Origin of the sequence: Pontibacter saemangeumensis (assembly GCF_039541895.1) — a bacterium.
Taxonomy (GTDB): Bacteria; Bacteroidota; Bacteroidia; order Cytophagales; family Hymenobacteraceae; genus Pontibacter; species Pontibacter saemangeumensis.
This window is the reverse complement of the sequence record NZ_BAABHC010000029.1, coordinates 872,010-897,030: the sequence shown is the minus strand read 5'-3', so window position 1 is coordinate 897,030 and position 25,021 is coordinate 872,010. Positions and strand designations below refer to the sequence as shown.

Sequence of the window (25,021 nt, the reverse complement as noted above, 5' to 3'; positions counted from 1 at the left end):
CGGTATATATGAAAGGAGCTTTTACAAAGCAGTCACCATTTCAGCAGTCAGAAACTCCTCTACTTTATCGACCATGTCCGGAGACCCGATCACCAAGGGGCAGCGCTGGTGCAGCTCGGTCGGGGTTTTATCCAGAATGCGCTCCGAACCGTCTGTTGCCTTGCCGCCCGCCTGCTCTATGATCATTGCCAGGGCATTGCACTCATACACAAGCCGCAGCTTGCCGTTCGGGGATTTGGCTGTGGGCGGGTATAGGTAGACACCGCCCTTCAGCAGGTTGCGGTGAAAATCCGCCACGAGCGACCCGATGTAGCGGGCCGAGTAGCGCTGCTCCTTGCAGTAGCTCAGGTAGGCGTTGATGCCATCCGGAAAGCTGTTCACGTTACCCTCATTGCAGGAGTATATCTTACCGTCCTTTGGTGTTTTTATGTTCGGGTGAGACAGGAAAAACTCGCCAAGCGACGGCTCGTAGGTAAAGCCATTCACGCCGCAGCCCGTGGTGTACACCAGCATCGTGGAGGAACCATAGATAATGTAGCCGGCCGCCACCTGCTTTGTCCCGTCCTGCAGGCAGTCCTCCAGCGTGCCTTCCACACCGTTGTCTGACAGCCTCCTGTATATGGAGAAGATAGTCCCGATGGCGACATTCACATCGATGTTAGACGAGCCGTCCAGGGGATCCATCGCGACAATATATTTGCCCTTGGTATTGCCGGTCTGTATGATGCCCTCTTCTTCCTCGGAGATGATCGTGCATACTTCTCCGCCGTTGCGCAGGGCCCGGATGAAGCGGATATTAGCGATCACGTCCAGCTTCTGCTGTTCTTCGCCCTGGACGTTCTGCTGCCCAAAAGTGCCTGTTACCCCCAGCAAGCCTGCACGGTTAATTTCGCGGTTCACGATCTTGGTTGCCAAGGCAATATCCCGCAGCAGCTGCGAGAGCTCGCCAGAAGCATAAGGGAACTCCTCTTGTTTGCGCATGATAAACCTGTCGAGGGTTGTTCCTACTGGTAATGCCAGTTGATCATCCATAAGTTGTAGTTTTGAGCTGTGCCTTTGATTCGTTATTACTAAAGCGTTGTGCCGGAAATATCACCGGGTTCCCGGTTTGGCTGTCTTGTGTTCTCGCACAAGCAGGGGCCCTGAGATTCACTCCTACCCTTCCTGCCGGGAAGTTTAGATAGGATGTAATACCAAATCATATATACATCCTTCCAGAGTAACCTTAATGGCAGTACCTTTCATTCAAAGAGATGAAGCCATATATGAAAGAAGGTTTAGGCGACGTGGTATAAATTCCATGCTTTGGCCGGGCAGGAAAGATTCTTGAAGATATTTTATAGCGAGATGCCTCTCTTCCAGGGAATAAAGTCGTCTTGTCCGAGCTGCATGGCTTTTGTTTTGACATTGCCGCTTGCCACTTCTATGATCAGGTCCAGCATCTCGGCTCCCATCTCCTCGATGCCCTTCTCTCCTGCAATCACCGGCCCCGTGTCTATATCAATAATATCGGGCATGCGCTGCGCTAATTTAGTGTTGGAGGATACTTTGATAACCGGTGTTACAGGGTTACCCGTGGGCGTGCCCAGGCCAGTGGTGAACAGGATAATGTTGGCCCCTGAGCCCGCCATGGCTGTGGTGCTCTCCACGTCGTTTCCGGGGGTACAGAGCAGTGTCAGCCCGGGTTTGGTGGCATATTCGCCGTAATCCAGCACATCTGCTACAGGAGAAGTGCCTCCTTTCTTCGCTGCCCCAGCTGACTTGATAGCGTCTGTGATCAGGCCGTCTTTGATGTTTCCCGGGCTCGGGTTCATGTCAAAGCCAGAACCAACGGCTTCTGCAGCGTAAGCGTAGGCCCGCATGAGCTGTACAAAGCGGTCGGCAGTTTTCTCGTCCACACAGCGGTTGATGAGTTCCTGCTCCACACCACATAACTCCGGGAATTCGGAAAGCATCGATTTGCCCCCCAGCGCCACCACCAGATCGGCGGCATGGCCGACCGCAGGGTTTGCAGATATGCCAGAGAAGCCATCGGAGCCACCGCACTCCAGGCCAACCACCAGCTTACTTAGCGGCGCGGGCTGGCGTTCCTGCTTGTCGGCTTCTATCAGCCCGAGAAAGGTCTGCCTTAGGGCATTGGCCAGCAGTTCATGCTCAGTGCCTTCTTTTTGCTGCTCAAGTACAATAAGCGGTTTGGTGAAATTCGGATCGAGTGCCCTAAGCTTCTCCTCCAGTATGCTTACCTGCGCGTTCTGGCAACCAAGGCTCAGTACCGTGGCTCCCGCCACGTTCGGGTTATGGATGTAACCGGCCAGCAGGGCACAGAGCGCTTCAGAATCCTGGCGTATACCACCGCAGCCTCCTTCGTGGGTCAAAAATTTAATGCCATCGATATTTTTGAAGACGCGTTTCTGGCTGTTGTATTCCTGGCTTTGGAGCGGTAGCTGAGCAATACCCGCTGTGTTGCCGGCCTGGTACATGGCCACCATCTGCTGCACATAGGACTTATAGCTGTCCTGCTGGCCAAAGCCCAGTTCTTCCAGGAAAGCCTGCTTGATGATATTCACGTTCCGGTTCTCGCAGAACACCAGCGGGATCACCAGCCAATAGTTGGCGGTGCCTACCTGCCCGTCGGCGCGTCGGTAGCCCTGAAAGGTTTTACCCGCCCATTTGGAAACATCTGGCGCATTCCAGCCGGTAAATTTTGTTTTCCCGGCGAAAGTGGAGGCCTGGTGCTTTACATTTTCGGTAGATATTCTGCCTCCTGCCGGAATAACCGTTACGGCTTTACCCACCAGCACGCCATACATGATAACCTCCTGCTCCGGCAGCAGCTGGTGCAAGGTAAATTTGTGCTTGGCCGGCACGTCCTCCACCAGCGTAATGGTAGAGCCCATGTAGGTTATTGTTTCGCCGGCTGGTAAATCCGTTAGGGCAACCAGCACATTATCATCGGGATGGATTTTCAGAATCTTTGGAGGCATATCCTTACAATTAACATGCGCAATCGATTGCGCATGAGCAATTAACAAAATATTTTCCATAAAATAAAAAAATTTCTAAAGAAATTAAAAGGAAAGGGGCTACTCACTTGCAAGGTCGGGGAGCAACAGCAGCAGCATGCAGCCGGAGGCATATATGGCAACAGGTGCTATCTCCAAAATACTGATATCCTGACAGATGCTTTGCTGAGTGTATCGGCTTGAATTGAGCCCCAGTAGAAGGAAAAGCTAACAATGGACGGCTACCGGCCGACTGCCTCCTTAACTGCAGCACCCACAGTAGCAGCAACCATGCCTTCTCTGGTATAAATAACCGGCATCAGGAGTCGGAAGGGTGCTTCGTGCTGAAACGGGCTGTTACTAACTGGATTATAATGAGATGCAGGGAAGAAAAGCAAGCGCGGGTAGCTGTGTTGTATAAGGGCTTTGATTTTCAACTCATAGCGGAGTGATCTGATGCATCAGCAAGTCCGGAAGAGGCAGGCATGGCTAAGAAATAAAAGACGCAACACCTATGGACGCCAACCCCACCTAATGCATAAACGCCTTACGGCACAATCGGGTAGGCAAGAGAAGGGGCAGGAGTGCTTTCAGAGATATAAAAACCTGTGTTACTTGATAAATTTCCTGCAGAGTGCCACATGGATATGACTGCCCTTTCTATACAGCCTTCAACTAACTTTTGCAAATAGACTATATATTCTCGAAGATTCACTCATAAATTCTTGACAAATTAATTCCTTATTTGTATAATGCAAACGATTGCGCATCGTCTTTAGCTTGTTCGGTAAGTGATTGGTCAGTTATGAGTAGCAAGAGATAGGATAGTAGTGTTTCGACCTAGGCAGACTGTGTAGGTTTGCTTTTTTGCTGGTTGCCTTGATCACTATCAAAAGTAACAGGGTTAACCTGCCGGATGGGGCAATGCTTACTTTGCTTAGGGCATATTACATCACCATAAAAGTCAAGTCCCTTAAACTTCACTTTTGTTTAAGTCATCCCTGATGAAGTATAGTTGTGAAGGGGATTTGCAGGAAAAGTGATGCATTACGAGGGTGGCAATAAAGCTGAACGATGAGGAAGAATAGCTTTAGGCTTTGATGCGCCCGCGGTTTTACCCCTTGGGAAGAGTTGAAGGAGAGCAGCCGTTTAATAACTTAATAAGAGCAAGTATGGGAAAGGGTAGCACGTTTTTGGTTGCAGATGAGAAGGAGTTCCTCCAGGTTGCACCTGATGCAGGTGCCCTGGAAATCCCTTTGGTTGGAAAAGAAGCCGGATTCGCAGATAGTGAACTGTTGATCAGGAAGGCATTTGAATCCGACCCCAGGTTTGGGTGTGAGTTGCTTTACCGCCATTACTACCAGGCCTTATGCAACCACGCCATTCGTTTTGTGCATTCCAAATCCATCGCAGAGGACATCGTATCAGAGATCATATTAAAGTTTTATGTAAAGCGCACCTTCACGGGAGTGCTTTCCTCCTATAGGGCCTTTCTCTATAAGAGCGTCAGGAACAAAGCCTACAACTATATCAGGTTAGAGGCCGGCCGGTCGGTGGAGCTAGACAAAACTTATGATCGTAATTCAGATGCTGTCAGTCAGCAACCTGATTCAATCATTCAATATGAGGAGCTGTGCCAGGAAGTAGAGTCTGCGCTTAATTCCCTCCCTGCCAGGTGCAGAAAGATTTACCTGATGCACCGCTTCGAAGACATGAAGTATTCCGAAATAGCCGAATTGCTCCACCTTTCCCCCCGAACAGTGGAGGTGCAGATCAGGAAAGCAAGTCAATTCGTAAAGAAAGTATTATCCCGGAGCTCCATTTTCCTGCTGCTGCTCCATAGCCTCGGGTAAACCCTGCATTTCATATTCTTGGATCAGGCACATCTGCTTCGAGTCATACCCTTTTGCGGCCTCGATACCCTTCACGATGCCGGCGCTTCCTGGGCCTTCTATATATAGCCTTGGTTGCAGCGCTTCCGCCGCACCTCGCGCTGCGGGCAAAGACGGTGATTCGCGCTATGGCAAGCCATTTCGAAAAAAAAGAAAATTATTTTCCATTTCGGATAAGGGTTTTTCCGGGTGTAGTTGTCTATATGATATAACGGGATCAGATGTCATTACAATCATTGGTAACAAGGGAGCTTCTATTCGCATATTTTGCCGGGCAGGCCACTGTGTTGCAGAAGCAGATGATAGAGAAATGGGTAGAGGAGAAGCCTGGTAATGAAGAATTCTTCTACGCTTGTTTGCATGAGTGGGAAACGCTGCATCCCCAGTATAGGGTAAACACCGATGCGGCTATTGATAAGTTCAATGAAGGCATCCTGAGTCAATCCCGTTACTCCCTGCAGCCTGAAGTGGGGCAGAGGGGGCAGCTGAAGTCCGAAAAGGCGGGAGGCTGGAGGAAATGGTTGGTTGCCGCGTCTGTTTTGTGTGTGCTCCAATTTGGAGCGTGGCTTCTGCGCGATGCCGTCCTATATAAGAGCTATGCCACCGGATATGGCGAAACCAATCTGGTGTCACTCCCGGATGGGAGCAGCGTACTGCTGAACGCGAATTCTGTGCTACAGGTGCCTCGTTTTAACCTTGGGGAGTTTAGCCGCCATGTGCACCTAAGGGGGGAGGCACGGTTTTCAGTTGTCCATACCCCTGATGATAAAAAATTTGTTGTCCAGACAGACTCTGCCTTTGAGGTAGAGGTCCTTGGGACAGAGTTTAATCTTTCTGCCCGCAAGAGCGGCACAAGGGTGGTGCTGCAAAAGGGCCAGGTCAGGGTGCTGTATAAAAAGGAGGAAGAACTGGCAGCTACCGCCTTGGTCATGGCTCCGGGCGACTTGGTGACAGTTGATAATAAGCAAAAGAGGCTACAGGTAACACAGGTCTCGTCTCCTGAAAACTTTTCTGCGTGGCAGCACGGGCGGTTTGTGTTTGATAACACCTCCCTCTACGAAATCAAGGAGATGCTCCATGACAATTACGGGCTGACTGTTGAACTGGGAGGAATTGACGTGTCCGAGATGAAGGTTTCCGGATCATTCAAAGCCAATAACGCGGATGAGCTGCTGCAAGCCCTTTCGGAAGTGCTTGGTGTCAATGTAATGCGACAGGATAAGCATGTGCTGTTTACAGGCAACAAATGACACCTTAGGCGGAGAGAGACAAAATTGCCGAAGAGTATATATGTGAAAGCATCAAAGCTATATATCCTTCTCATTGCTTTCCGGCCAAAAGCTAATAGATGCGCTTTAAAACTATATTGATGACACCAGGACGAGTTGTTCCTGCTGATCGCTATTAAATAAATAATTAAGCTATATATAGAATAAATTATATCTGCTTTCAGCGGACAGGAACCCTATTGCCTTTTGCAAAAAGGGTTCCGAGGCCAGGAGAGAAGCCTACAACAGTTCATCCACCATTTTATTCACTTTCCATATGAAGAAAAGAGTTTACAGGTTAAGTATATGCGGTACGCTGATGGCGCTCCTTTCCATCTGGCAACCCCAGAGCCAGGCCCAAGGCCTGGCATATGAAACACACTCCCAGGGCTCTTCTGGAAAATCATCTAAGATCGCCACTGTTAAATTAAAAGACGCCCTGAATGGCTTAAGGGCGCAATACAAGGCAGATATCCTGTTTTCTGATCAGGTTGTGGAAGATCACGCTGTTCCTAACGATCTCATCAATCCAAGCCACACGCTGGACCAGAACCTGGAGGCTGTGTTAAAACCACTGGGCTTAAGGTACAAGCGTTCAAAAGACGGCTCCTACCTGATAACGCCCGTTGTTAAAATGGAGAAGCAGGCGAAGCCGCAGGCTGCTGTTGATCCTGTTGATGCTGTGGAGGAGAAGGGGCAGACAACTAAAACCGTTACCGGCAAGGTAACGGATGAAAAGGGGGAGGGCCTGCCGGGCGTAACTGTTCTCGTGAAAGGCACCGCTAACGGTACGGCCACCGGTATGGACGGTGATTTTTCATTGAGCTTGCCAGATGGTGAAGCGACTTTGGTTTTCTCCTTTATCGGATACCAGGCGCAGGAAGTGCCGGTTAACAACCAGTCTACTGTTAATGTCACGCTCTCTGCTGACACCAAAGCATTAGAGGAAGTCGTGGTGATAGGATATGGAACCGTGAAAAAAAGCGACCTGACCGGTTCCGTGTCTTCTGTAAGCAGTGAGGATTTTAATCAGGGGCCCCAGCTCGCCGCACAGCAGCTTATCCAGGGCAAAGTCGCTGGCGTGAACATCAGCAAAAACAGTGGCAAACCAGGCGGGTCGAATACCGTGAGAATCCGGGGAGGTACCTCGATCTCAGCTTCCAATGATCCGCTTTATGTCATAGATGGGGTGCCAATTTCGACCACAAGCGGAGTAAATCAGGCCAATATCAGCACAAGCAACACCAATTTCTTCGATCAGGAGCCGGTGAATCCCCTGATGACACTTAACCCGAACGATATTGAGTCGATCGTTGTGCTGAAGGATGCGTCAGCTACCGCCATATATGGTTCCAGGGGGGCGAATGGGGTGATCATGATCACGACAAAAAAAGGAAGACAAGGCACGGCACAAGTCACGTACGATGTGAGTGGAGGCGTTTCCGAAGTAGCCAACACGCTAAATGTCCTTTCCGCCGACCAGTACCGGGAAGTGATCGGAGACCTGGGGTTGCCGATTGACGACAAAGGGGCCAACACTGACTGGCAGGATGAGATTTTCAGGACCGCCTATCAGCACAACCATTATCTGTCGTTGAGCGGGGGAACCGATAAAACCACTTATCGGGCATCCGTAGGCTATGGAAAGCAGCAAGGGGTTATGTTAGGATCGGATCTGAGGCAAGCCAATGCGCGCATCAATATCAGTCACTCCGAGCTGGATGACAAACTGCTCTTTGACCTGCGGGTGAACTATGGGGAAAATCAATCCAGCCAGTCGCCTGTATCCAACACGGTAGGAAGTGAGTTAGGGTCAAGTCTGAACTACGAATCCTATGTTTTCAACCCGACCTATCCGGTAAGGGACGAGCAGGGCAATTTTTACCACGTCCCTCCCTTCAGGATCAACCCGGTTTCCTTTTCCAATGACCTGGCTGATGAGCGTGAGAACCGACGTTTTATTTCCAGCTTTTCAACCACTTACAAAATTGTAGAGCCACTAAGCATCAAGGTGAACCTTGGCTACACCCGGCAGAACACGGACAGGAATTCCTTCATTAGCAAAAACAACCCGCTCGGTGAGGGCCTGGGAGGATATGCCAGTGTGCAAAAGCTGGTAGATTTCTCAAGGCTGCTGGAAACTACCTTCAATTACAACAAGTTATTCGGTTCGCATGCCGTAGATGCGGTAGCAGGGTATTCCTATCAGTATTTTAAAGACGAGGGCTTGCATAACACAGCCAACGGTTTTCTCTCAGATGAGTTCAAGTGGTACAGTCTTCAGGCAGCCAGCACCATTTCCCAGGTATCCAGTTTCTACGGGAGTAATAAACTGATTTCATTTTACGGAAGGGTAAACTATAATTACGACAACCGTTACTTCCTGACAGGCACCATCCGAAGAGATGGGTCCAGCCGGTTCGGATCAGGCAATAAGTGGGGGTTGTTTCCTTCAGCCGCGGCTGCATGGAGAATATCCGAGGAGGATTTCTTCGAGGTGAGCCAGATCTCGGATCTGAAACTGAGAGCCAGCTACGGGGTCACCGGTAACCAGGAAATCGGGAACCTTAACTCGATCACTACTTTAGGGGCAAGCACCACCGGCTATCTGGTGGGCGGGCAGCGCATTACCATTGTGCTGCCGCAGCAGTATGCCAATCCTGATCTGCAGTGGGAACAGACGGCTCAATTCGATGCGGGTTTAAGTTTTGGCCTGTTTGACCACAGGCTATATGGAGATATAGACTATTACTATAAGAAAACCTCTGATCTCCTCCTCCAGTTAGCGGTGCCTTCCCCATCCGTTATCAGCACGCAACTGGCCAACGTCGGAAGCATTGAAAACAAGGGAGTGGAAATAGAATTGGGGGCTGAGCTGGTCAGGAGAGAGGATTTCATCTGGAATGCTAATTTTAACTTCAGCCGAAACCGAAACAAAGTGCTCAGCCTATCCAATGACCAATGGCAAGGCGAGGACATCAAAACAGCGCCGGTGCAGGGGCAGGGCCTGTCAGGCATATATTCCCAACTCATCACACCCGGTCAGCCAATCGGCACCTTCTATGGAAAGAAATTTATTGGGATTGAGAATGGGGTTGAGCAGTTTGAGGAGGAACAGCAAATAATCGGCAGTGCGCAGCCTGACTTTACGTATGGGTTCAGCAATACCTTCGGATACAAAAACTGGGACCTTGGCATTAACCTGAGAGGTTCTGTGGGCAACGACGTGTATAACATGACGGCCAACAACCTCGGCTACATGAGCAACCTGCCGGGCAGGAATGTATTCGACATTGCCGTAGAAAGTGGCGTGGGGAGAGACCAGCCGAAGCAATTCTCATCCCGTTGGATTGAAGACGGTTCTTTTCTCCGGCTCGACAACCTCTCTCTGTCCTATACCTTCAACACCTCCAACACCTTTCTCTCCAATGCAAAAGTGTACCTTTTGGGGCAAAACCTGTTCGTGCTGACGGGCTACTCAGGCCTGGATCCTGAAGTTAATTCAGATGTGTCCGGTGGCGGCGTTGCCCCTCTGGGGATTGACTACCTAAGCTTCCCGAGGGCAAAAACGGTAAGCATAGGCGCTACCATTTCTTTTTAATGTTAACTCACCAACTAAGGATACTCATGAAAAATATTTTAATAAAAGTTAAGATAATAGTCCTGCTTTCGCTGGTGGCGGGAAGCTGTACTGATCTGGACGAAGAGGTGTTTGGCCGGCTATCGCCGGATAATTATTACCAGACAGAGGAAGAAGCGCTTTCGTCAGTCGTAGGTGTTTACCAGAGTCTTTCAAGGGTGGTGGATGTGGGAGACGCCTGGCGTATTGCAGAGTTCGGAACAGACGAGTTTTTCGTGCCTGGCAGGACCAGCGGCGGTTGGTTCGACGAGCACAATATGGAGATCATGCGCCATCAGGTTACGCCACAGAATTCGGCCGTAAGCAGGGCCTGGGGGTGGTACATATTCCCAACCATCGGCAGAGCAAATGCGGTGATGCAAAGCCTGTCAGATTCTCCTAATGCGGAAAATCTGGGGAGCTTGATTGCCGAGACAAGGGCTCTGAGAGCGTACGCTTATTTTTATGCCATGGACTTCTGGGGTAATGTACCCATTTTTACCGAGGCCAGAGTGGATCCAAACAACCTGCCGACAACCAACTCAAGGGCAGAGGTGTTTGACTTTGTCGTATCGGAAATGCTGGCGGCAGCCGAAGAACTGCCCTCTGTAAACGAAGTAAACAGTGCGGAGTACTATCCACGGTTTACGAAGGAAGCCATTTACGCTGCCTTAGCCACCATATACCTCAATGCCGAAGTATACACCGGCACCCCCCGTTGGAGCGAGGCTGTGGATATGGCCGACAAAGTGATTAATTCCGGGGCTTATGCGCTTGAGGGAAAAGTAGGGGACGTGTTTCTTGCCACCAACGAGGAGAATTCCCAAGAGATTATATCTTCCTTTTCGATAGACCCCACCGTGAACGCCGGAAACAATCAGTTCATTCTCTATACGCAGCACGCACTGGACAAAGAAAAGTACGGCTTGCCCTTTACGCCGGCAAATGGATATAGCACAGGGCCTATAGCTCTGAACAGGTATGAAGAGCAGGATGAACGCAGAGAACTGATTGCGTATGGTCCGCAGTATTATTTGAACGGAGCGCCTTTGAAGGATGCAAGTGGCGAGCAGCTTGTGTTAGTACCTATCCAGGATATGACGGCTGCGGAAGATAACGAAGGATACAAAGTATTGAAATATTCGCCGGTGGGAGTATCGTGGGCTGGGTTTAATGCTGATAATGATTTTGTGCTGATGCGATATGCTGACGTGCTGCTTATAAAAGCCGAAGCACTCTTCAGAACGGGTGATGTGGGAACTGCTTTGACCCTGGTAAACCAGGTAAGGGAACGAAGCAATGCCTCGCCTTTGTCAACGCTTACGATCGCGGATATAGAAGATGAAAGAGCCCGGGAACTTCTCTGGGAAGGCCACAGGAGAAGAGACATGATTCGCTTCGGATCCTATTATACCGATACGTTTGGTATCAAAACAGGGATCACTGAGGAATGGAGAAACATATACCCTATTCCTACCGAACAAATCGTGTCCAATCCAAATCTTAAGCAAAATCCGAATTATTAAAGCCTGTGTCAATATATAACCCGGGCTGCAATTGATGTGCGTGGAATTGTGAATACAACCGGATTCCTCTTGAGGGAATCCGGCTTTTCATGTCTCAGCCCCAGTGCTGGAGCTATTCACTCACTCCCATCAGGAGCCACTATTTTTCATAAAGGAATAGAACAAACCTTCAAAGCTTAGCGGGCTAACTGTTAGTAGCAAAGATGCGGGGATAACGTTCGTGATTTGTATGGCCTGCTCCATAATGCAATGCTTCGCCCAGGGTTTCATTCCGCATGGCCTTTGGCTTATCTTAGAGGCAAACTTCTTATACAAAGGGCAGGCTACGGTGCTTCTATATAGACAGGAATCTCCGCAAATGGGCTCACTCCCCTGCAATCTGGATTGTCAGGTTATATAGGCTGACAATGAACTGTAAAAAGTAACATCATGAACCAGGATTACCATACCCATTTAAAAAACACTTCTGTAAATAACCCGGAGCTAAAGCTGTTGCTGGTTTTCCTCTTAATGTTAGGAAGCTTGTTTCCCGCAAAAGCGCAGAAACCTTCTTATCCTTCCGCGATAACGGTTGCCCAGGATGGAAGCGGGGATTATACCACTATTCAGGAAGCGGTTAATTCTGTTCGGGACCTGGGCCACAAAAGAGTGACGATTTCGATCAAAAGGGGCACCTACCATGAGAAACTGGTGGTTCCTTCCTGGAAAACCAACCTTACCTTAATTGGGGAAAGCCTGGAGAACACCATTATTACCGGGAAAGATTTTTCAGGGAAAACAATACCTGGGGGCGCAGACGCTGTTGGCCAGGAGAAATTCAGCACCTATACTTCCCATACGGTTTTGATTCAGGGGAATGACATTATCCTGGAGAACTTAACCATAGAAAACACAGCCGGCCGGGTAGGGCAGGCGGTAGCCTTACACGTGGAGGGAGATCGCGTTGTGGTAAGGCACTGTCGGTTGTTGGGAAATCAGGACACCCTCTATACGGCCAGTGAAAACAGCCGTCAGTATTATGAAGACTGCTACATCGAAGGAACGGTAGACTTTATTTTTGGAGAGGCAACCGCCGTGTTTCAGAACTGTACGATCAAGAGCCTGACGGATGCCTATATCACCGCTGCCGCTACCAGACCCGGCCACGACTTCGGGTATGTGTTTATTGACTGCACCTTGATTGCAGCCCCTTCAGTGGAAAAAGTATACCTGGGGAGGCCCTGGAGGCCCTATGCAAAAACGGTTTTTATCAGAACCCAGATGGAGAAGCACATACTGCCGCAGGGCTGGGATCCGTGGAAAGGGGATGAAATGTTCCCGGATAAAGAAAAAACAACCTTTTATGCGGAGTATGATTCTAAAGGACCCGGAGCAAATCCGAAGGCCAGAACCGATTGGTCGCAACAGCTGAGTGCGAAGGAGGTAAAGTCATATACCTTAAATAACATCTTTGGCAACTGGGATCCCATGGCTGTGCGCTGATCAGATGTTCCGATATATAACTGAAAACCAAAAGCCGTACTGCCTGACACACATACTTGATGATGAAAAAACTCCTCTTGCTCGTATTCTGCTTCCTGATCATATACGCTACGGATGCCCAGAATTACCCTCACCAAAGTAATGTATTGTGGGTGACGACTCCCAGCAGTACCAACTGGCTTTATAAGTTGAATGAAGAGGCAAAAATCACCGTTTCGCTTTATGAATATGGCATCCTGCAAGACAATGCTAAAATTAGCTATAGCATCGGGCCCGAGTTAATGCCAAGCGATAAAACCGGGACAGCTACCCTGAGGAATGGCAAAGCGGTGATTTCCCTGGGTACAATGTCCAAGCCGGGGTTTAAGGATTGCCAGCTAAAGGTGGAACTCAACGGGGAGGAGTACCAGCACCACATAAAAGTCGGATTCGAGCCGGAGAAACTTACGCCCTACACGCAATTCCCGGAGGATTTTGTCAGCTTCTGGCAGAAAGCGAAGGAAGAGGCATCCGAGTGCCCCATGCAAGTGAGCAGAGTTTTTGTCCCTGAATATTCGAATGACAAAGTGGACTGCTACCTTGTGAAGCTGCAGGCATACCAGAAAGGCAGCTTTGTGTACGGCTACCTCACCATTCCCAAAAAGCAGGGAAAGTACCCTGTCGTGTTTTCGCCTCCTGGCGCAGGCATCAAGCCGATGAACCCCTTAAAAGATATTTTCTATGCCGAGAACGGGGTGATCCGCTTTGATATGGAAATACACGGCATCCGGCCCAACTTGGATGCCGAAACTTACCAGGAGGTGAGTCGGGCCTTCGGCAGCGGCAATAACAGCTACTTAGTCAACGGCCTGGACAACAGGGACTCCTACTACATGAAAAAAGTGTACTTGACCTGTGTACGCGCCCTGGACTATTTAACCACCCTCCCGGAATGGGACGGGGTAAACCTCATCGCCCAGGGAGGGAGTCAGGGAGGAGCCCTGGCATTGGTCACCACAGCCCTCGACACCAGGGTAACCGCCTGCGCAGCCAGCCATCCCGCCTTAAGCGACATGGCAGGGTACAAAGCCAACAGGGCCGGAGGCTATCCGCACCTTTTCACCAAGTTCGAGGGCATGGACACCCCGGAAAAGCTGAAGATACTGCAATACTATGATGTGGTTAACTTCGCCAGGTTAATCAAGGTGCCTGTGTTTATGACCTGGGGTTTTAATGACGATGTCTGCCCGCCCACCACCAGCTATATCGTCTTTAATACCTTGAAAAGTGAAAAAGAGGCGTTGATTACACCTGTAAATGAACATTGGATTTCACTGACAACGCGTCATCAGATTCTGGATTGGATAATGGAAAACCTCCGACAGAACTAGCTCACGGAGCACAGCTCTCACACCACCCCGCGTCTCCGGCTCATATAGCCGGGGCTTAAGCCTTTGGAACTGCACTTGCGGGACATTGCTATCAGCGAGGCGCAGAAGCGGAAGAAGCCGGTATAGGTGAGTGCTCTATATAGGGTCGTACTTCTGCCTCTCCACTTTCGCATGCTAAGCGTTAAAACAGACAAGCGCGTAAATCATTGATTTACGCGCTTGTCTGTTTTATACCCCTATCACCTGCATCCTGCGCACCAAGCTGTTCTACAGCACCCACCCCTACCCCTCCAGGGAGGAGAATCCGCAGTCAGGTCAAACGGAATGCCCATGACCCAACTGCTATTGTTATTAAAGGGAACGCCCGTTTGCCCAGTTTGCTGCATTCACTGATACGCGATCCTGCAAGGGAATTTGGGGTATACCTGCACCTGGGATTCGACTTAAAAGTTGATCGTCTGCATTTAAAAAACGTGTATGATTTGTCTTTGGCGGTATTTTGCACACGGGCTATATAGAAGCAGGTTTAGAACAGGCCATTAATAATCCTTCGTAAATCACGCGCTTCGGCGCATCTTAACACCTCTGCAGTTTGTTAATATAGTATCTATATTTGATAATAAGGAAGGTGCTTTTTAAAAGTGTATTTATTACATTTGCTATAGAGGGTGTGTTTTCTCGCAAGGCTGATCGTTTTGCCTCGCTATATGCACTGACTTCATGTAAAGGCGTAAGGCAGGTTGATTCGCTGTCTCATGTTCTTCTGAATCAACTCGATGGGCTTACAGCTCAGAGCCTGATCCGCATATGGGAGTTAGGGGCAGTAGTGCCTGGTGTTTAAGGTCTGAGCATTTACGGAGTGTTTTAACCTTTGTCCGGCCATCCCTTCGTGTAAGATACTGCGTTGACTTGTGCCTGGGCTTGGAGCAGGTAAATTCACTGGCAAAGGAGATATGGGTGGTGAAGAAACCCCTGTGAACAGCGCCGGTCACGAGGTTATATATAGCTTGAAGTGCAGGAGCCGGTAAGCTGAGAGGGGAGCCATAAAGAGGCTTCAGGAGATAGAGGCAATTGTTGTATGATGATGTAGCTATTGTAAATACCAGTTTTAAGAATGAAAAGATTACATAACTAATAAGTAAAGACGAGACCAAAATGATGAGGAAATTACTGTGCGTAATCACGTTTTTGAGTTTGATGCTGGGAGGCTGCTCGCAGAAGGCGCAGACGGGCAAAAGCCCGCTGGCCGAGTCCCCCGCCAAACGGATTGACATTCTTTTTCTGGGGCACGAGAGCAGGCACCATGACTCTGAGCGGTTCTTCCCGATGCTGGCCATGCCCCTTTTCCAGGAGGGCATCAGCCTGCACTACACGGCTGACCCGGCTGACCTGACGGCGGAGAACCTGGCCAAGTATGACGGCCTGATGATCTACGCCAACCATGAAAAAATCACACCGGAGCAGGAGCAGGCGGTGAAGGGATTCGTGGAGGGCGGCAAAGCCTTCATCCCGATTCACAGCGCCTCTTTCAGCTTCCAGAACTCCGACTGGTATATAAGCGCCGTGGGCGGCCAGTTCAAGTCGCATGGCGTGGGCACCTTTACCGCCCCCATCACCAAGCCGGAACATCCGGTCATGCAAGGGCTTTCTGAATTCGAAACTTGGGACGAGACTTACGTGCACCACAAGCTTAACCCCGATATGACGGTGCTGATGGAGCGCGTGGAAGGCGATCACCGCGAACCATGGACATGGGTGCGCACACAGGGGAAAGGAAAGGTTTTTTATACTGCCTACGGACATGACGAGCGGACCTGGGGTAACCCCGGCTTCCACGATTTAGTGGCCAACGGCGTGAAGTGGGCTGTGAGCGACGAAGCGAAAGACCGCCTGGCCCGGCTGAATATCCCCACGCCGACCTTTGAGGCGGCGGATATCCCCAATTACGAAAAGCGTGACCCGGCACCAAGGTTCCAGCACGCCCTTACGCCGGAGGAGTCGCAGAAACTGATACAAGTGCCTGTTGACTTCGAGCTACAGCTCTTCGCATCAGAGCCGGACATCATCAACCCCATCGCCATGGCCTGGGACGAGCGTGGGCGGCTGTGGGTGATCGAGACAGTGGATTACCCCAACGAGATACGCACCGAGGATGGCAAGGGCGACGACAGGATCAAGATACTCGAGGACACGGACGGCGACGGCAAGGCAGACAAGGTAACAGTGTTCGCCGAGGACCTGAACATCCCCACCAGTATGGTATTTGCCAACGGCGGCGTGATCATTTCCATGGCTCCGAACTTCGTTTTCCTGAAGGACACGGACGGCGATGACAAGGCTGACGTGCGGGAGAACATCATCACGGGCTGGGGCAAAAGCGACACGCACGCGGGCCCTTCTAACCTGAAATACGGGCTGGACAACAAGATATGGGGCGTAGTAGGCTACTCCGGTTACAACGGAACCGTGAACGACAAGGATATGGCCTTCAGCCAGGCACTCTATCGTTTCGACCCGGACGGAGGGAATCTGGAGCCGCTGGGAAGAACAACCAATAACACGTGGGGCCTGGGCTTTTCCGAGGAATTCGACGTGTTCGTGTCTACAGCCAACGGCTTGCACAGCGCGTATTTCGCCATGCCGAACCAGTACGCGAAGCGGGCTGTGGCCGGCGGTTCAGGAAACACCGTTTACCGCATCGATACCCACTACGACATGCCGCACATTACACCGTACCTGCGCCAGGTAGACTGGCACGGCGGCTACACCGCCGCGGCGGGCCACAACATCTATACCGCCCGGGACTACCCGAAATCCTTCTGGAACAGCGTGGGGCTTGTAACCGAGCCCACCGGGCGCGTGCTGCACAAGGCGGTGCTGGAGCGCAAGGGCGCAGGCTATACCGAGAAGAACGGCTTCAACCTGCTGGCCAGCTCGGATGAGTGGTTTGCCCCTGTGCACGCAGAAGTGGGACCGGACGGGGCTATATGGGTAGCTGACTGGTACAACTTCATCATTCAGCACAACCCGACGCCGCGCGGCTTTGAGAACGGGGAGGGCAATGCCTACGTGAACCCATGGCGCGACAAGCAGCACGGCCGCATTTATCGCCTTGTTTACAAAGGAGCGAAGTCACGCGAACCGATGCAGCTGAGCAAAGATGATACAGAGGGGCTGCTGGCAGCGCTGAAAAACGACAACATGTTCTGGCGCACCACGGCGCAACGCCTGATCGTGGAAAACCAGAAAAAAGAAGTGATCCCGGCGCTCTATGCGATGGTGAATGACCAGAGCGTGGATGAGATCGGGTTGAATAACCCTGCTGTGCACGCGCTGTGGACGCTGCATGGCTTAGGAGCCTTAGACGGTTCGAACGCGCAGGCAATGGAAGTGGCGGTGAAGGCCCTTTCACACCCGGCCGCCGGTGTGCGGAAGAACGCGGTGCAGGTGCTGCCGAGAAACGAGGCGACCCTGAAAGCCATCCAGCAGGCGAACCTGATGAACGACCCGGACCTGCGGGTAACCCTGGCCACTACCCTGGCCATTGCCGACATGCCCGCCTCCGCTGATTTAGGAAAATTGGTATATGAGGCGAGCCAGAAACCCGGGATTGCCGAAGACGAGTACATGCCGCAGGCACTTTTCGCAGCCGCGCTCGCGCACCAGCAGGGATTTATGGCGGCAGCTCCCAAGGATTTATCCCTGGAGAGGCCGGACTCTGTGCTGACCGTTTCGGAGCGCCTTGTCAAGAGCATGGGCCAGGAGCAGTACAGGCTCGACAGGTGGACCCCGATCATGTTCCCGCCGGATGTTACCGACAAAGAAATCACAGTGCGCGCCTCCATCGGCCCGTCTCAGGAAGGGTTTGAAGGGGTTATCATGTCGCATGGCGATGACAAGGCCGGGTACAGCCTGTATGTGCAGGATAACAAGCTGCACTGGCTGGTGAAGCAGAATGGCAAGCCTTACAAAGCGACTTCTACGACGGCCCTGCCGCAGGAGAGGTTCGATGCGGTAGCCAAACTGACTTCCGGTGGTGTCATGACCATACAGGTAAATGACCAGACAGTGGCTGAAGCCAAGGCGCCCGCTCTTTTCACAAAACCGCTGACGCTGGAAGAAGTTCGCGTGGGCCGTGATGTGCGCGAAGGCGATAATAAAGTAGGGGACTACCCGGACAGGTTCTTTTTCAAAGGAGAGTTGAGAAGGGACGCCAGCCTGGAATTAAAGAAGCCGGTTGCCAGTGCCCGGAAAACAGGAAACGCCTCCGTGGCTGCGGTAACCAGGGAGAAGAACGTACGGGCAGTTGCCCCGAACAGCAAGCCCGCCGCAAAAGCCACTGCCGCCAAAAAAGCACCCAGTGCAGCCACTATCAATATAAAGGTGGTGGAGCACGAGATGAAGTTCGACAAGCAGAGCTTTACCGTGAAGGCTGGCCAGAAGGTGACGCTTAACTTCTCCAACCCGGATTTTATGCAGCACAACTTCGTGCTCATTCAGCCAGGTACGCTGGAGGAAGTGGGCAAAGCCGCCGATGCGCTGGCCCGCGACCCGAAGGGAGCCGAGAAAAACTATGTGCCGAGTACGACACAGGTCATTATCGCGACCCCGCTGGTGGACCCACAGGGCCGGGAGACGCTGGTGTTCACCGCGCCGGACAAGCCGGGAGAGTACCCGTTCGTGTGCACCGTGCCTGGGCACTGGCGCCTGATGAACGGTATCATGAAGGTTGAATAGTAAAAGGCACAAGCAGGAAACACATGACTTCAAACGAATATAGCGGCGACACTGCTGCACCAGGTGCGAACGTGGGATTGAAAGACATCAAATTCGGCGTCAGCACCTGGCTCTGGACGTCGCCCTTCAGCACGGAGACGGTTTCCCTCTTCCCGAAGATAAAGGAGATGGGCTACGACGCGGTGGAGATCCCGGTGGAGGACCCTGCGCTGCTGGACGTAAAGAAAGTAAAGGAGGCGCTGGCGGAGAATGGGCTGGAGCCGATCGTGTGCGGGGCCTTCGGCACGAGCCGCGACCTGACAAACGACGACCCCACCTACCACCAGACAAGCTTTGACTATATAGAAGCCTGCCTGGACATCTGCGTCGGACTGGGAGCGGGCTTCCTGGCCGGGCCAATGTACTCGGCCGTGGGCAAGGCCCGCCTCGTTTCCCCGGAGCAGAAAAAGACAGAGTGGGACAGGGCGGTAACCAACCTGCGGAAGGTGTGCCAGATGGCTGCGTCGCGCGGGTTGGAGATCGCGCTCGAGCCCCTGAACCGCTTTGAGTCCGACCTGGTGAACACGGCGGAGGATGTGATGCGGCTGATCGCCGACATCAACCACCCGGCGGCCAAGGTGCTGCTCGACGGCTTCCATATGAATATCGAGGAACCCAGCATCGAGCGGGCCATCCGGCTGGCGGGCGACAAACTGATTCACCTGCAGGTTTCGGAGAACTACCGGGGCACGCCCGGCACGGGCCAGACACGCTGGGAAGACTACAGGCGCGGGCTGGAGGCAATCGGCTACAAGGGCGTTGTCTCCATCGAGAGCTTCACGCCCGAGGTGAAGGAGCTGGCGGGTGCGGTGTGCATCTGGCGGCCGCTGGTGCCCAGCCAGGACGGGTTCGCCCGGGAAGGCCTGCGGTTTCTGCGCCAGTGGGCGAGTGGCGCAGAGCCTGCGCACCGGGGGACGGTGTAAAATAAAATCCCATTACAGAGAAAACAATCTGATCATAGTAAAAAGACAAATGATGGACCAGAAAAAGATAAATGTAGCAATCGTTGGGCTCGGTTTCGGAGCCGAGTTCATTCCTATTTACCAAAAGCACCCGAACGCCAATATGTATGCCATCTGCCAGCGCTCCCAGAACAAGCTGGACGAGATCGGCGACGCCTTCGGCATCGAGGTGCGGTACACGGATTACGAGGACCTGTTGAAAGACCCGAATGTGGACGCAGTGCACATTAACACGCCCATCCAGAGCCACGCGGCACAGTCCATCGCGGCGCTGCGGGCAGGCAAGCACGTGGCCTGCACCGTGCCCATGGCCACCACGGTGGAGGAGTGCCGCCAGATCGTGGAGCTGGTCGCCGAGACGGGCCTTACCTATATGATGATGGAGACGGTGATCTACAGCCGGGAGTTCCTGTTTGTGAAGGAGCTGTACGAGAAGGGCGAGCTGGGCAGGATCCAGTTCCTGCGGGCCTCCCACCAGCAGGAGATGGCCGGCTGGCCGGGCTACTGGGAAGGGCTGCCGCCGATGCACTACGCCACCCATTGCGTGGGCCCGGTGCTGGCGCTGCCGCGTGCAGAGGCTGAGTACGTTTCGTGCCTGGGCTCAGGCAGGATCGACGAGGAGCTGATCCCGAAATACGGCTCCCCATTCGCCATCGAGACCTGCCACATCAAGTTCAGGAATTCAGACCTGTCGGCGGAGGTGACGCGCTCGCTGTTCAACACGGCGCGCCAGTACCGCGAGAGCTTCGACGTATATGGCTCCAAAAAATCCTTTGAGTGGACGCAGATCGAGCACGAGGACAGCGTGATCCATACGGGCGAGGTGCCTGAGCGGGTGAAGATCCCGGACTACGCGCACCTGCTTCCGGAGGAGATTCAGAACTTTACGCAGGCGGGGGTATATGACTCGGACGACAACCAGCACCTGTCCTTCATCCAGGGGGCCGGGCACGGCGGTTCGCACCCGCACCTGGTGCACGAGTTCGTGAGCGCACTGGTGGAGGGGCGCGAGCCGTACCCCAACGCACGGCAGTCGGCCAACATCACCTGCGTGGGCATCCTGGCGCACGAGTCAGCCATGAAAGGCGGAGAGATCATGCATATGCCGGTGTTTACCTTGTCAACAGCAGGTGCTGAAGCGCGCACCTAAAAAGTTTTCTGCTGAAAAGCAGTTCAATTCAAAAGCATAGCAGTTCAGTGCAGGGGCGGTTCAGATGATGTGGCCGTTCCTGCCTGAAGCTGTGCCATCCCCTGCCTCTAAACAGCACACTGCCGGAAGCGTCCGTAGCACCAAAGCGACGAACCGCGGAATTCCATATATACCCTTCCTCCATTTACCTGCTCATGTCCCGGAAAACACAGCCCTTGGACCGGCAGCACAACCCAGTTTCTTCTTGACTTAACAAATCTCATCTTCTCGGGATGGCGTTCAAAGAAGCGCTGTTATTTCATCCTTCCAGCAGCAAGTCCCCGGGATATAGCTGCACCTCCATCTGCTCAAATCACAACCATATAACCCGATGCGGCAAGCTGAATATTCTGCCCTGGTTATCTTCCTGCAGGGAGGGTTGAGCAAATTTTGAGCAGGATAGGCGCTTCTTACTCATCGGCTATATCATGTGCATTTCCACGTCTGACTATAATATAAATTTACCGAAAAGAACGGCGCTATGTTAATATAGTATCATAATTGGCTAATAGATACTCGCTTATCGATAATTTTTACTATAATTTAGTAACATTAGAAAATGATATGGCAGGGTTCAACACGCTGATCTTTAGGTAGTTTTAAAAGCTATATATAGATGTTGCCTGGAAAAGCCATGCCCGTGCAAGAGTGCTCTTTAACACTCAGGATGCAGAATAAACAACGTTGGATACAGGGGTTTTTTTCGAAGAAGCCCCGTCTTGCGGCGCGGATATTTAAAACTCGTGATCACGGTATATAAATATTCCATCATTATTAATAGCTGAAATTATCAGGTTAAGGGAAGAATGCGAGTGGTATAAGTAAGGCCTGTGCGCCTGTTTATAACACAGGATGTACTACGCCCGAATGCATCAGGCTTTGATGTCAATACACAACAGTTGTAAACACTTTCAATTTTAACAAGCACATGATGAAATGGAAATTTACTAATCGGATTCTTGCGATCTCGGGCACTGCGCTGCTGTCTGTCGTGGTTCCCTGTTTCCAGGGTGGAGACGCTTTTGCAGGAGTGATCAATCGCCCCGGGGCGGCGCTTCAGGAAACACAGGTAACGGGAGTTGTCACGTCAGCAGAAGACCGGACACCCCTCCCCGGCGTGTCGATTTCAGTGAAAGGCGGCACCACCGGAACCGTGTCAGACGCGGAGGGGAGATACCAGTTGGCCGCGCCCCTCAATGCTACGCTTGTCTTCAGCTATATCGGCTTCACGGCACAGGAAGTTCCCCTCAATAACAGGAGCCAGGTGAACGTGCAGTTGGCCGTGGACCAGAAGCAGCTGGAGGAGGTAGTAGTGATCGGCTACGGCACGCAGAAGAAGGGGGATGTGACAAGTGCGGTCTCCAGCGTCAGCAAAGAGGACTTCGTGCAGGGGGCCGTGCGGGATGCCGCGCAGCTGGTGCAGGGGAAAGTGGCCGGCTTGCGCATCTCCACCCCAAGCGGCGACCCGGCGGCGAACACGCAAATCAACCTGAGAGGCATCAGCTCCATCAATGGCAACTCCGAACCGCTCGTGTTGATTGACGGCGTGCCGGGTAACCTTAACACCGTGGCCCCGGAAGACATCGAGTCGGTGGACGTGCTGAAGGACGGATCGGCGGCGGCTATATATGGAACACGCGCCACAGGCGGCGTTATCCTGATCACGACCCGCAAAAACTCAGGGGAGCGCAGCACCATCGAATACAACGCATATGCGACGGTGCAGACCATTGCCAGAAGACCGGAGCTGCTGACCGGGGACGATTACCGCAGGCTGATCCAGGAGGAAGGGATAGATTATGACGACTATGGCGGCAACACCGACTGGCTGGATGAGATCATGCAGACGCCGGTTAGCCATAACCACAACCTGACCTTCTTCGGGGGCAACTCCACCACCAATTTCACCGGCTCGCTGAACTACCGGAACTGGGAGGGCATCTTCAAGCGGTCAGGGCAGGAGCGTTTTACAGTGCGGGCCGACCTGAACCATTCTATGTTCGAGGACAAACTCAGGGCCAATATACAGGTGATCAACCGCATTACTTCAGCTGCGCAGGGAGGCGCGGGTGGCTACGCCTACCGGCAGGCGATCATCCGGAACCCAACGGACCGTGTCAGAACAGAGACAGGCGAATGGCAGCAGCGGGACGGCTACTTTTATGAAAATCCGGTGGCCTTGATTGAAGAGACAAACTCCGAAAATACCTACAGGGAAATGCGGATGAGCGGTAGCCTGGATTATTCACCGATCAAGGACCTTGATATCCGGATGCTGGTGTCGCATATCCAGACAAATTCATTGTGGGGTTATGCCACGACTTTCGAGCACACCGACACCTGGTTGAACAACAGGAACAGTAACGCCAACCGCAGCACAGACGCCGAAAGGAGAAATCTGCTGGAGCTGACCTCCAATTATTCCAAAACCATCGACAAGCACCGCTTTACCGTGCTGGGTGGCTATAGCTGGCAGGATGAAACGGCCGAGGGTTTTAACGCCAGCAACTGGAATTTCCCGACCGATGCCTACGGCTGGAACAACTTAGGGGCCGGGCAGGCGCTACAGGCAGGCCAGGCGGGCATGGGCAGCTACAAGCAGAAATGGCAGCTGGCCGGTTTCTTCGGCCGCCTGACCTATAGCTGGGACGACAGGTACCTGTTAATGGCCAGCGTGCGCCGCGAGGGCTCGTCCCGGTTCGGGGTAAACAACCAATGGGGTACTTTCCCGGCGGTATCGGCAGGATGGCGCCTGAGCAAAGAGCCATTTATGGCAGGAATGTCTGCTGTTACGGACCTGAAGTTAAGAGCGGGCTATGGCGTGACGGGCACCATTGCCGGTTCACCATACCTGTCACAGATTAGCTACAACTTCAGCCAGGGCAACGGCGCGTTTATCGGAGGGAAGTGGGTGCCGGGTTTTGTGCCGGCGCGTAACTTCAACCCGGACCTCCGCTGGGAAAAGAAGGAAGAGTACAACGCGGGTATTGACTTCGCCTTCCTCAATAACCGGATCAGTGGCTCTATAGACGCTTACCGACGCAATATAAACGACCTGTTGTACAGTTTCCCGGTTCCTACGCCGCCCTACCTGGTAGGTTCCACCATGATCAATGCCGGTACATTACGAAACGAGGGAATCGAAGTATTAGTGAACTTCACCCCGGTGCAGAACGACGACTTTGAGTGGAATTCCAACCTGACCTTCTCCACGAACCGCAATGAACTCGTGTCCTTATCTAACGACCAGTTTGAAGCCACGAATGATTTCTTCAACGCAGGGTACACCGGAGAGCCCGTGCAGGACTATACCCACCGTGTGGTGGTAGGCGAGCCAGTGGGACGGTTCTTTGTCTGGAAAACGGTAGGGGTCGATGAAAGCGGCACCTGGCTCGTGGAAAATGCAAACGGGGAGACGATCTCCATTAACGATGCCACCCAGGAAGACCGCCAGTTCTATGGCAACGGGATTCCGAAGCAAATAGCAGGCTGGAACAACTCTTTCCGCTTTAAGAGCTTCGACCTGTCGGTGAACATGCGGGGCGCCTTCGGGCACGACATCCTTAACTTCCAGCGGATGTTCTATGAGAATCCGAAGAACAAGACATATAACATGTTGAAGCAGGCATATGATCCGGTATATGGCCAGCGGCTGAACAACGACCTGGTGTACGTGAGCCACTACATTGAGAAGGGCGACTATGTAAAGCTGGACAATGTGACGTTGGGCTATACGCTGCCGGCGAACCTGATCAGCTTTGTCCGGAATGCACGGGTATATGTGTCAGGGCTCAACCTGGTTACCATCACAGACTATGAAGGCATAGACCCCGAGGGTGTCAGCTACACAGGTTTTGATCCGGGTAACGACCAGCGCGATAAGTACCCGACTACCCGGACGTTCACAGCAGGTCTCAGCTTAACATTCTAAGGTT

General features: G+C 52.3%; 12 protein-coding genes. 10 read left to right on the top strand and 2 right to left on the bottom strand.

From position 1 onward, the window contains the following. Positions 1-21: 21 nt before the first annotated feature. Together fbp and ABD920_RS21915 are read right to left on the bottom strand one after the other, a co-directional pair. Positions 22-1,032 (bottom strand): class 1 fructose-bisphosphatase, encoded by a 1,011-nt coding sequence (gene fbp, locus ABD920_RS21920; protein ID WP_345162320.1) that lies wholly within the window; start codon positions 1,030-1,032, stop codon positions 22-24. A gap of 305 nt (positions 1,033-1,337) precedes the next feature. Continuing rightward, positions 1,338-2,984 carry a UxaA family hydrolase gene (locus ABD920_RS21915; RefSeq protein ID WP_345162318.1) on the bottom strand — a complete coding sequence of 549 codons (1,647 nt, stop codon included), beginning with the start codon at positions 2,982-2,984 and terminating at the stop codon, positions 1,338-1,340. 1,190 nt (positions 2,985-4,174) lie between these two features. Here ABD920_RS21915 and ABD920_RS21910 point away from each other — a divergent pair. The 10 genes from ABD920_RS21910 (at position 4,175) to ABD920_RS21865 (ending at position 25,017) form a co-directional block, all read left to right on the top strand. Further along, positions 4,175-4,855 carry an RNA polymerase sigma-70 factor gene (locus tag ABD920_RS21910; RefSeq protein ID WP_345162316.1) on the top strand — a complete coding sequence of 227 codons (681 nt, stop codon included), beginning with the start codon at positions 4,175-4,177 and terminating at the stop codon, positions 4,853-4,855. Positions 4,856-5,115: 260 nt separating this feature from the next. Beyond that, entirely contained in the window at positions 5,116-6,144 is a 1,029-nt protein-coding gene (locus ABD920_RS21905; protein ID WP_345162314.1) for a FecR family protein, read from the top strand. Between the two features lie 295 nt (positions 6,145-6,439). After that, positions 6,440-9,763: a SusC/RagA family TonB-linked outer membrane protein gene (locus ABD920_RS21900; protein WP_345162312.1), complete on the top strand. Its 3,324-nt coding sequence runs from the start codon at positions 6,440-6,442 to the stop codon at positions 9,761-9,763. Positions 9,764-9,789: 26 nt separating this feature from the next. Continuing rightward, positions 9,790-11,307 (top strand): RagB/SusD family nutrient uptake outer membrane protein, encoded by a 1,518-nt coding sequence (locus ABD920_RS21895; protein ID WP_345162311.1) that lies wholly within the window; start codon positions 9,790-9,792, stop codon positions 11,305-11,307. 429 nt (positions 11,308-11,736) lie between these two features. Continuing rightward, on the top strand, positions 11,737-12,789 hold the full coding sequence (locus ABD920_RS21890) for a pectinesterase family protein (RefSeq protein WP_345162310.1): 1,053 nt from the start codon (positions 11,737-11,739) through the stop codon (positions 12,787-12,789). 59 nt (positions 12,790-12,848) lie between these two features. Then, complete coding sequence (locus tag ABD920_RS21885) at positions 12,849-14,159, top strand: acetylxylan esterase (RefSeq protein ID WP_345162309.1); 1,311 nt, start codon at positions 12,849-12,851, stop codon at positions 14,157-14,159. 1,158 nt (positions 14,160-15,317) lie between these two features. Then, positions 15,318-18,896, top strand: coding sequence for a PVC-type heme-binding CxxCH protein (locus ABD920_RS21880; protein ID WP_425568674.1), 3,579 nt, complete (start codon positions 15,318-15,320; stop codon positions 18,894-18,896). A 23-nt stretch (positions 18,897-18,919) separates the two neighbouring features. Continuing rightward, positions 18,920-19,858, top strand: coding sequence for a sugar phosphate isomerase/epimerase family protein (locus tag ABD920_RS21875; RefSeq protein WP_345162307.1), 939 nt, complete (start codon positions 18,920-18,922; stop codon positions 19,856-19,858). 52 nt (positions 19,859-19,910) lie between these two features. Continuing rightward, positions 19,911-21,047, top strand: coding sequence for a Gfo/Idh/MocA family protein (locus ABD920_RS21870; protein ID WP_345162387.1), 1,137 nt, complete (start codon positions 19,911-19,913; stop codon positions 21,045-21,047). A gap of 967 nt (positions 21,048-22,014) precedes the next feature. After that, entirely contained in the window at positions 22,015-25,017 is a 3,003-nt protein-coding gene (locus ABD920_RS21865; protein ID WP_345162305.1) for a SusC/RagA family TonB-linked outer membrane protein, read from the top strand. Positions 25,018-25,021: the final 4 nt, after the last annotated feature.

Bases quoted from the DNA above. Each gene is read 5' to 3' on its own strand.
- ABD920_RS21905 (WP_345162314.1), top strand. From the start codon at position 5,116: ATGTCATTACAATCATTGGTAACAAGGGAGCTTCTATTCGCATATTTT.
- ABD920_RS21870 (WP_345162387.1), top strand. From the start codon at position 19,911: ATGGACCAGAAAAAGATAAATGTAGCAATCGTTGGGCTCGGTTTCGGA.
- ABD920_RS21910 (WP_345162316.1), top strand. From the start codon at position 4,175: ATGGGAAAGGGTAGCACGTTTTTGGTTGCAGATGAGAAGGAGTTCCTC.
- ABD920_RS21880 (WP_425568674.1), top strand. From the start codon at position 15,318: ATGAGGAAATTACTGTGCGTAATCACGTTTTTGAGTTTGATGCTGGGA.
- ABD920_RS21915 (WP_345162318.1), bottom strand. From the start codon at position 2,984: ATGCCTCCAAAGATTCTGAAAATCCATCCCGATGATAATGTGCTGGTT.
- ABD920_RS21890 (WP_345162310.1), top strand. From the start codon at position 11,737: ATGAACCAGGATTACCATACCCATTTAAAAAACACTTCTGTAAATAAC.
- ABD920_RS21895 (WP_345162311.1), top strand. From the start codon at position 9,790: ATGAAAAATATTTTAATAAAAGTTAAGATAATAGTCCTGCTTTCGCTG.
- ABD920_RS21865 (WP_345162305.1), top strand. From the start codon at position 22,015: ATGATGAAATGGAAATTTACTAATCGGATTCTTGCGATCTCGGGCACT.
- fbp (WP_345162320.1), bottom strand. From the start codon at position 1,032: ATGGATGATCAACTGGCATTACCAGTAGGAACAACCCTCGACAGGTTT.
- ABD920_RS21875 (WP_345162307.1), top strand. From the start codon at position 18,920: ATGACTTCAAACGAATATAGCGGCGACACTGCTGCACCAGGTGCGAAC.
- ABD920_RS21900 (WP_345162312.1), top strand. From the start codon at position 6,440: ATGAAGAAAAGAGTTTACAGGTTAAGTATATGCGGTACGCTGATGGCG.
- ABD920_RS21885 (WP_345162309.1), top strand. From the start codon at position 12,849: ATGATGAAAAAACTCCTCTTGCTCGTATTCTGCTTCCTGATCATATAC.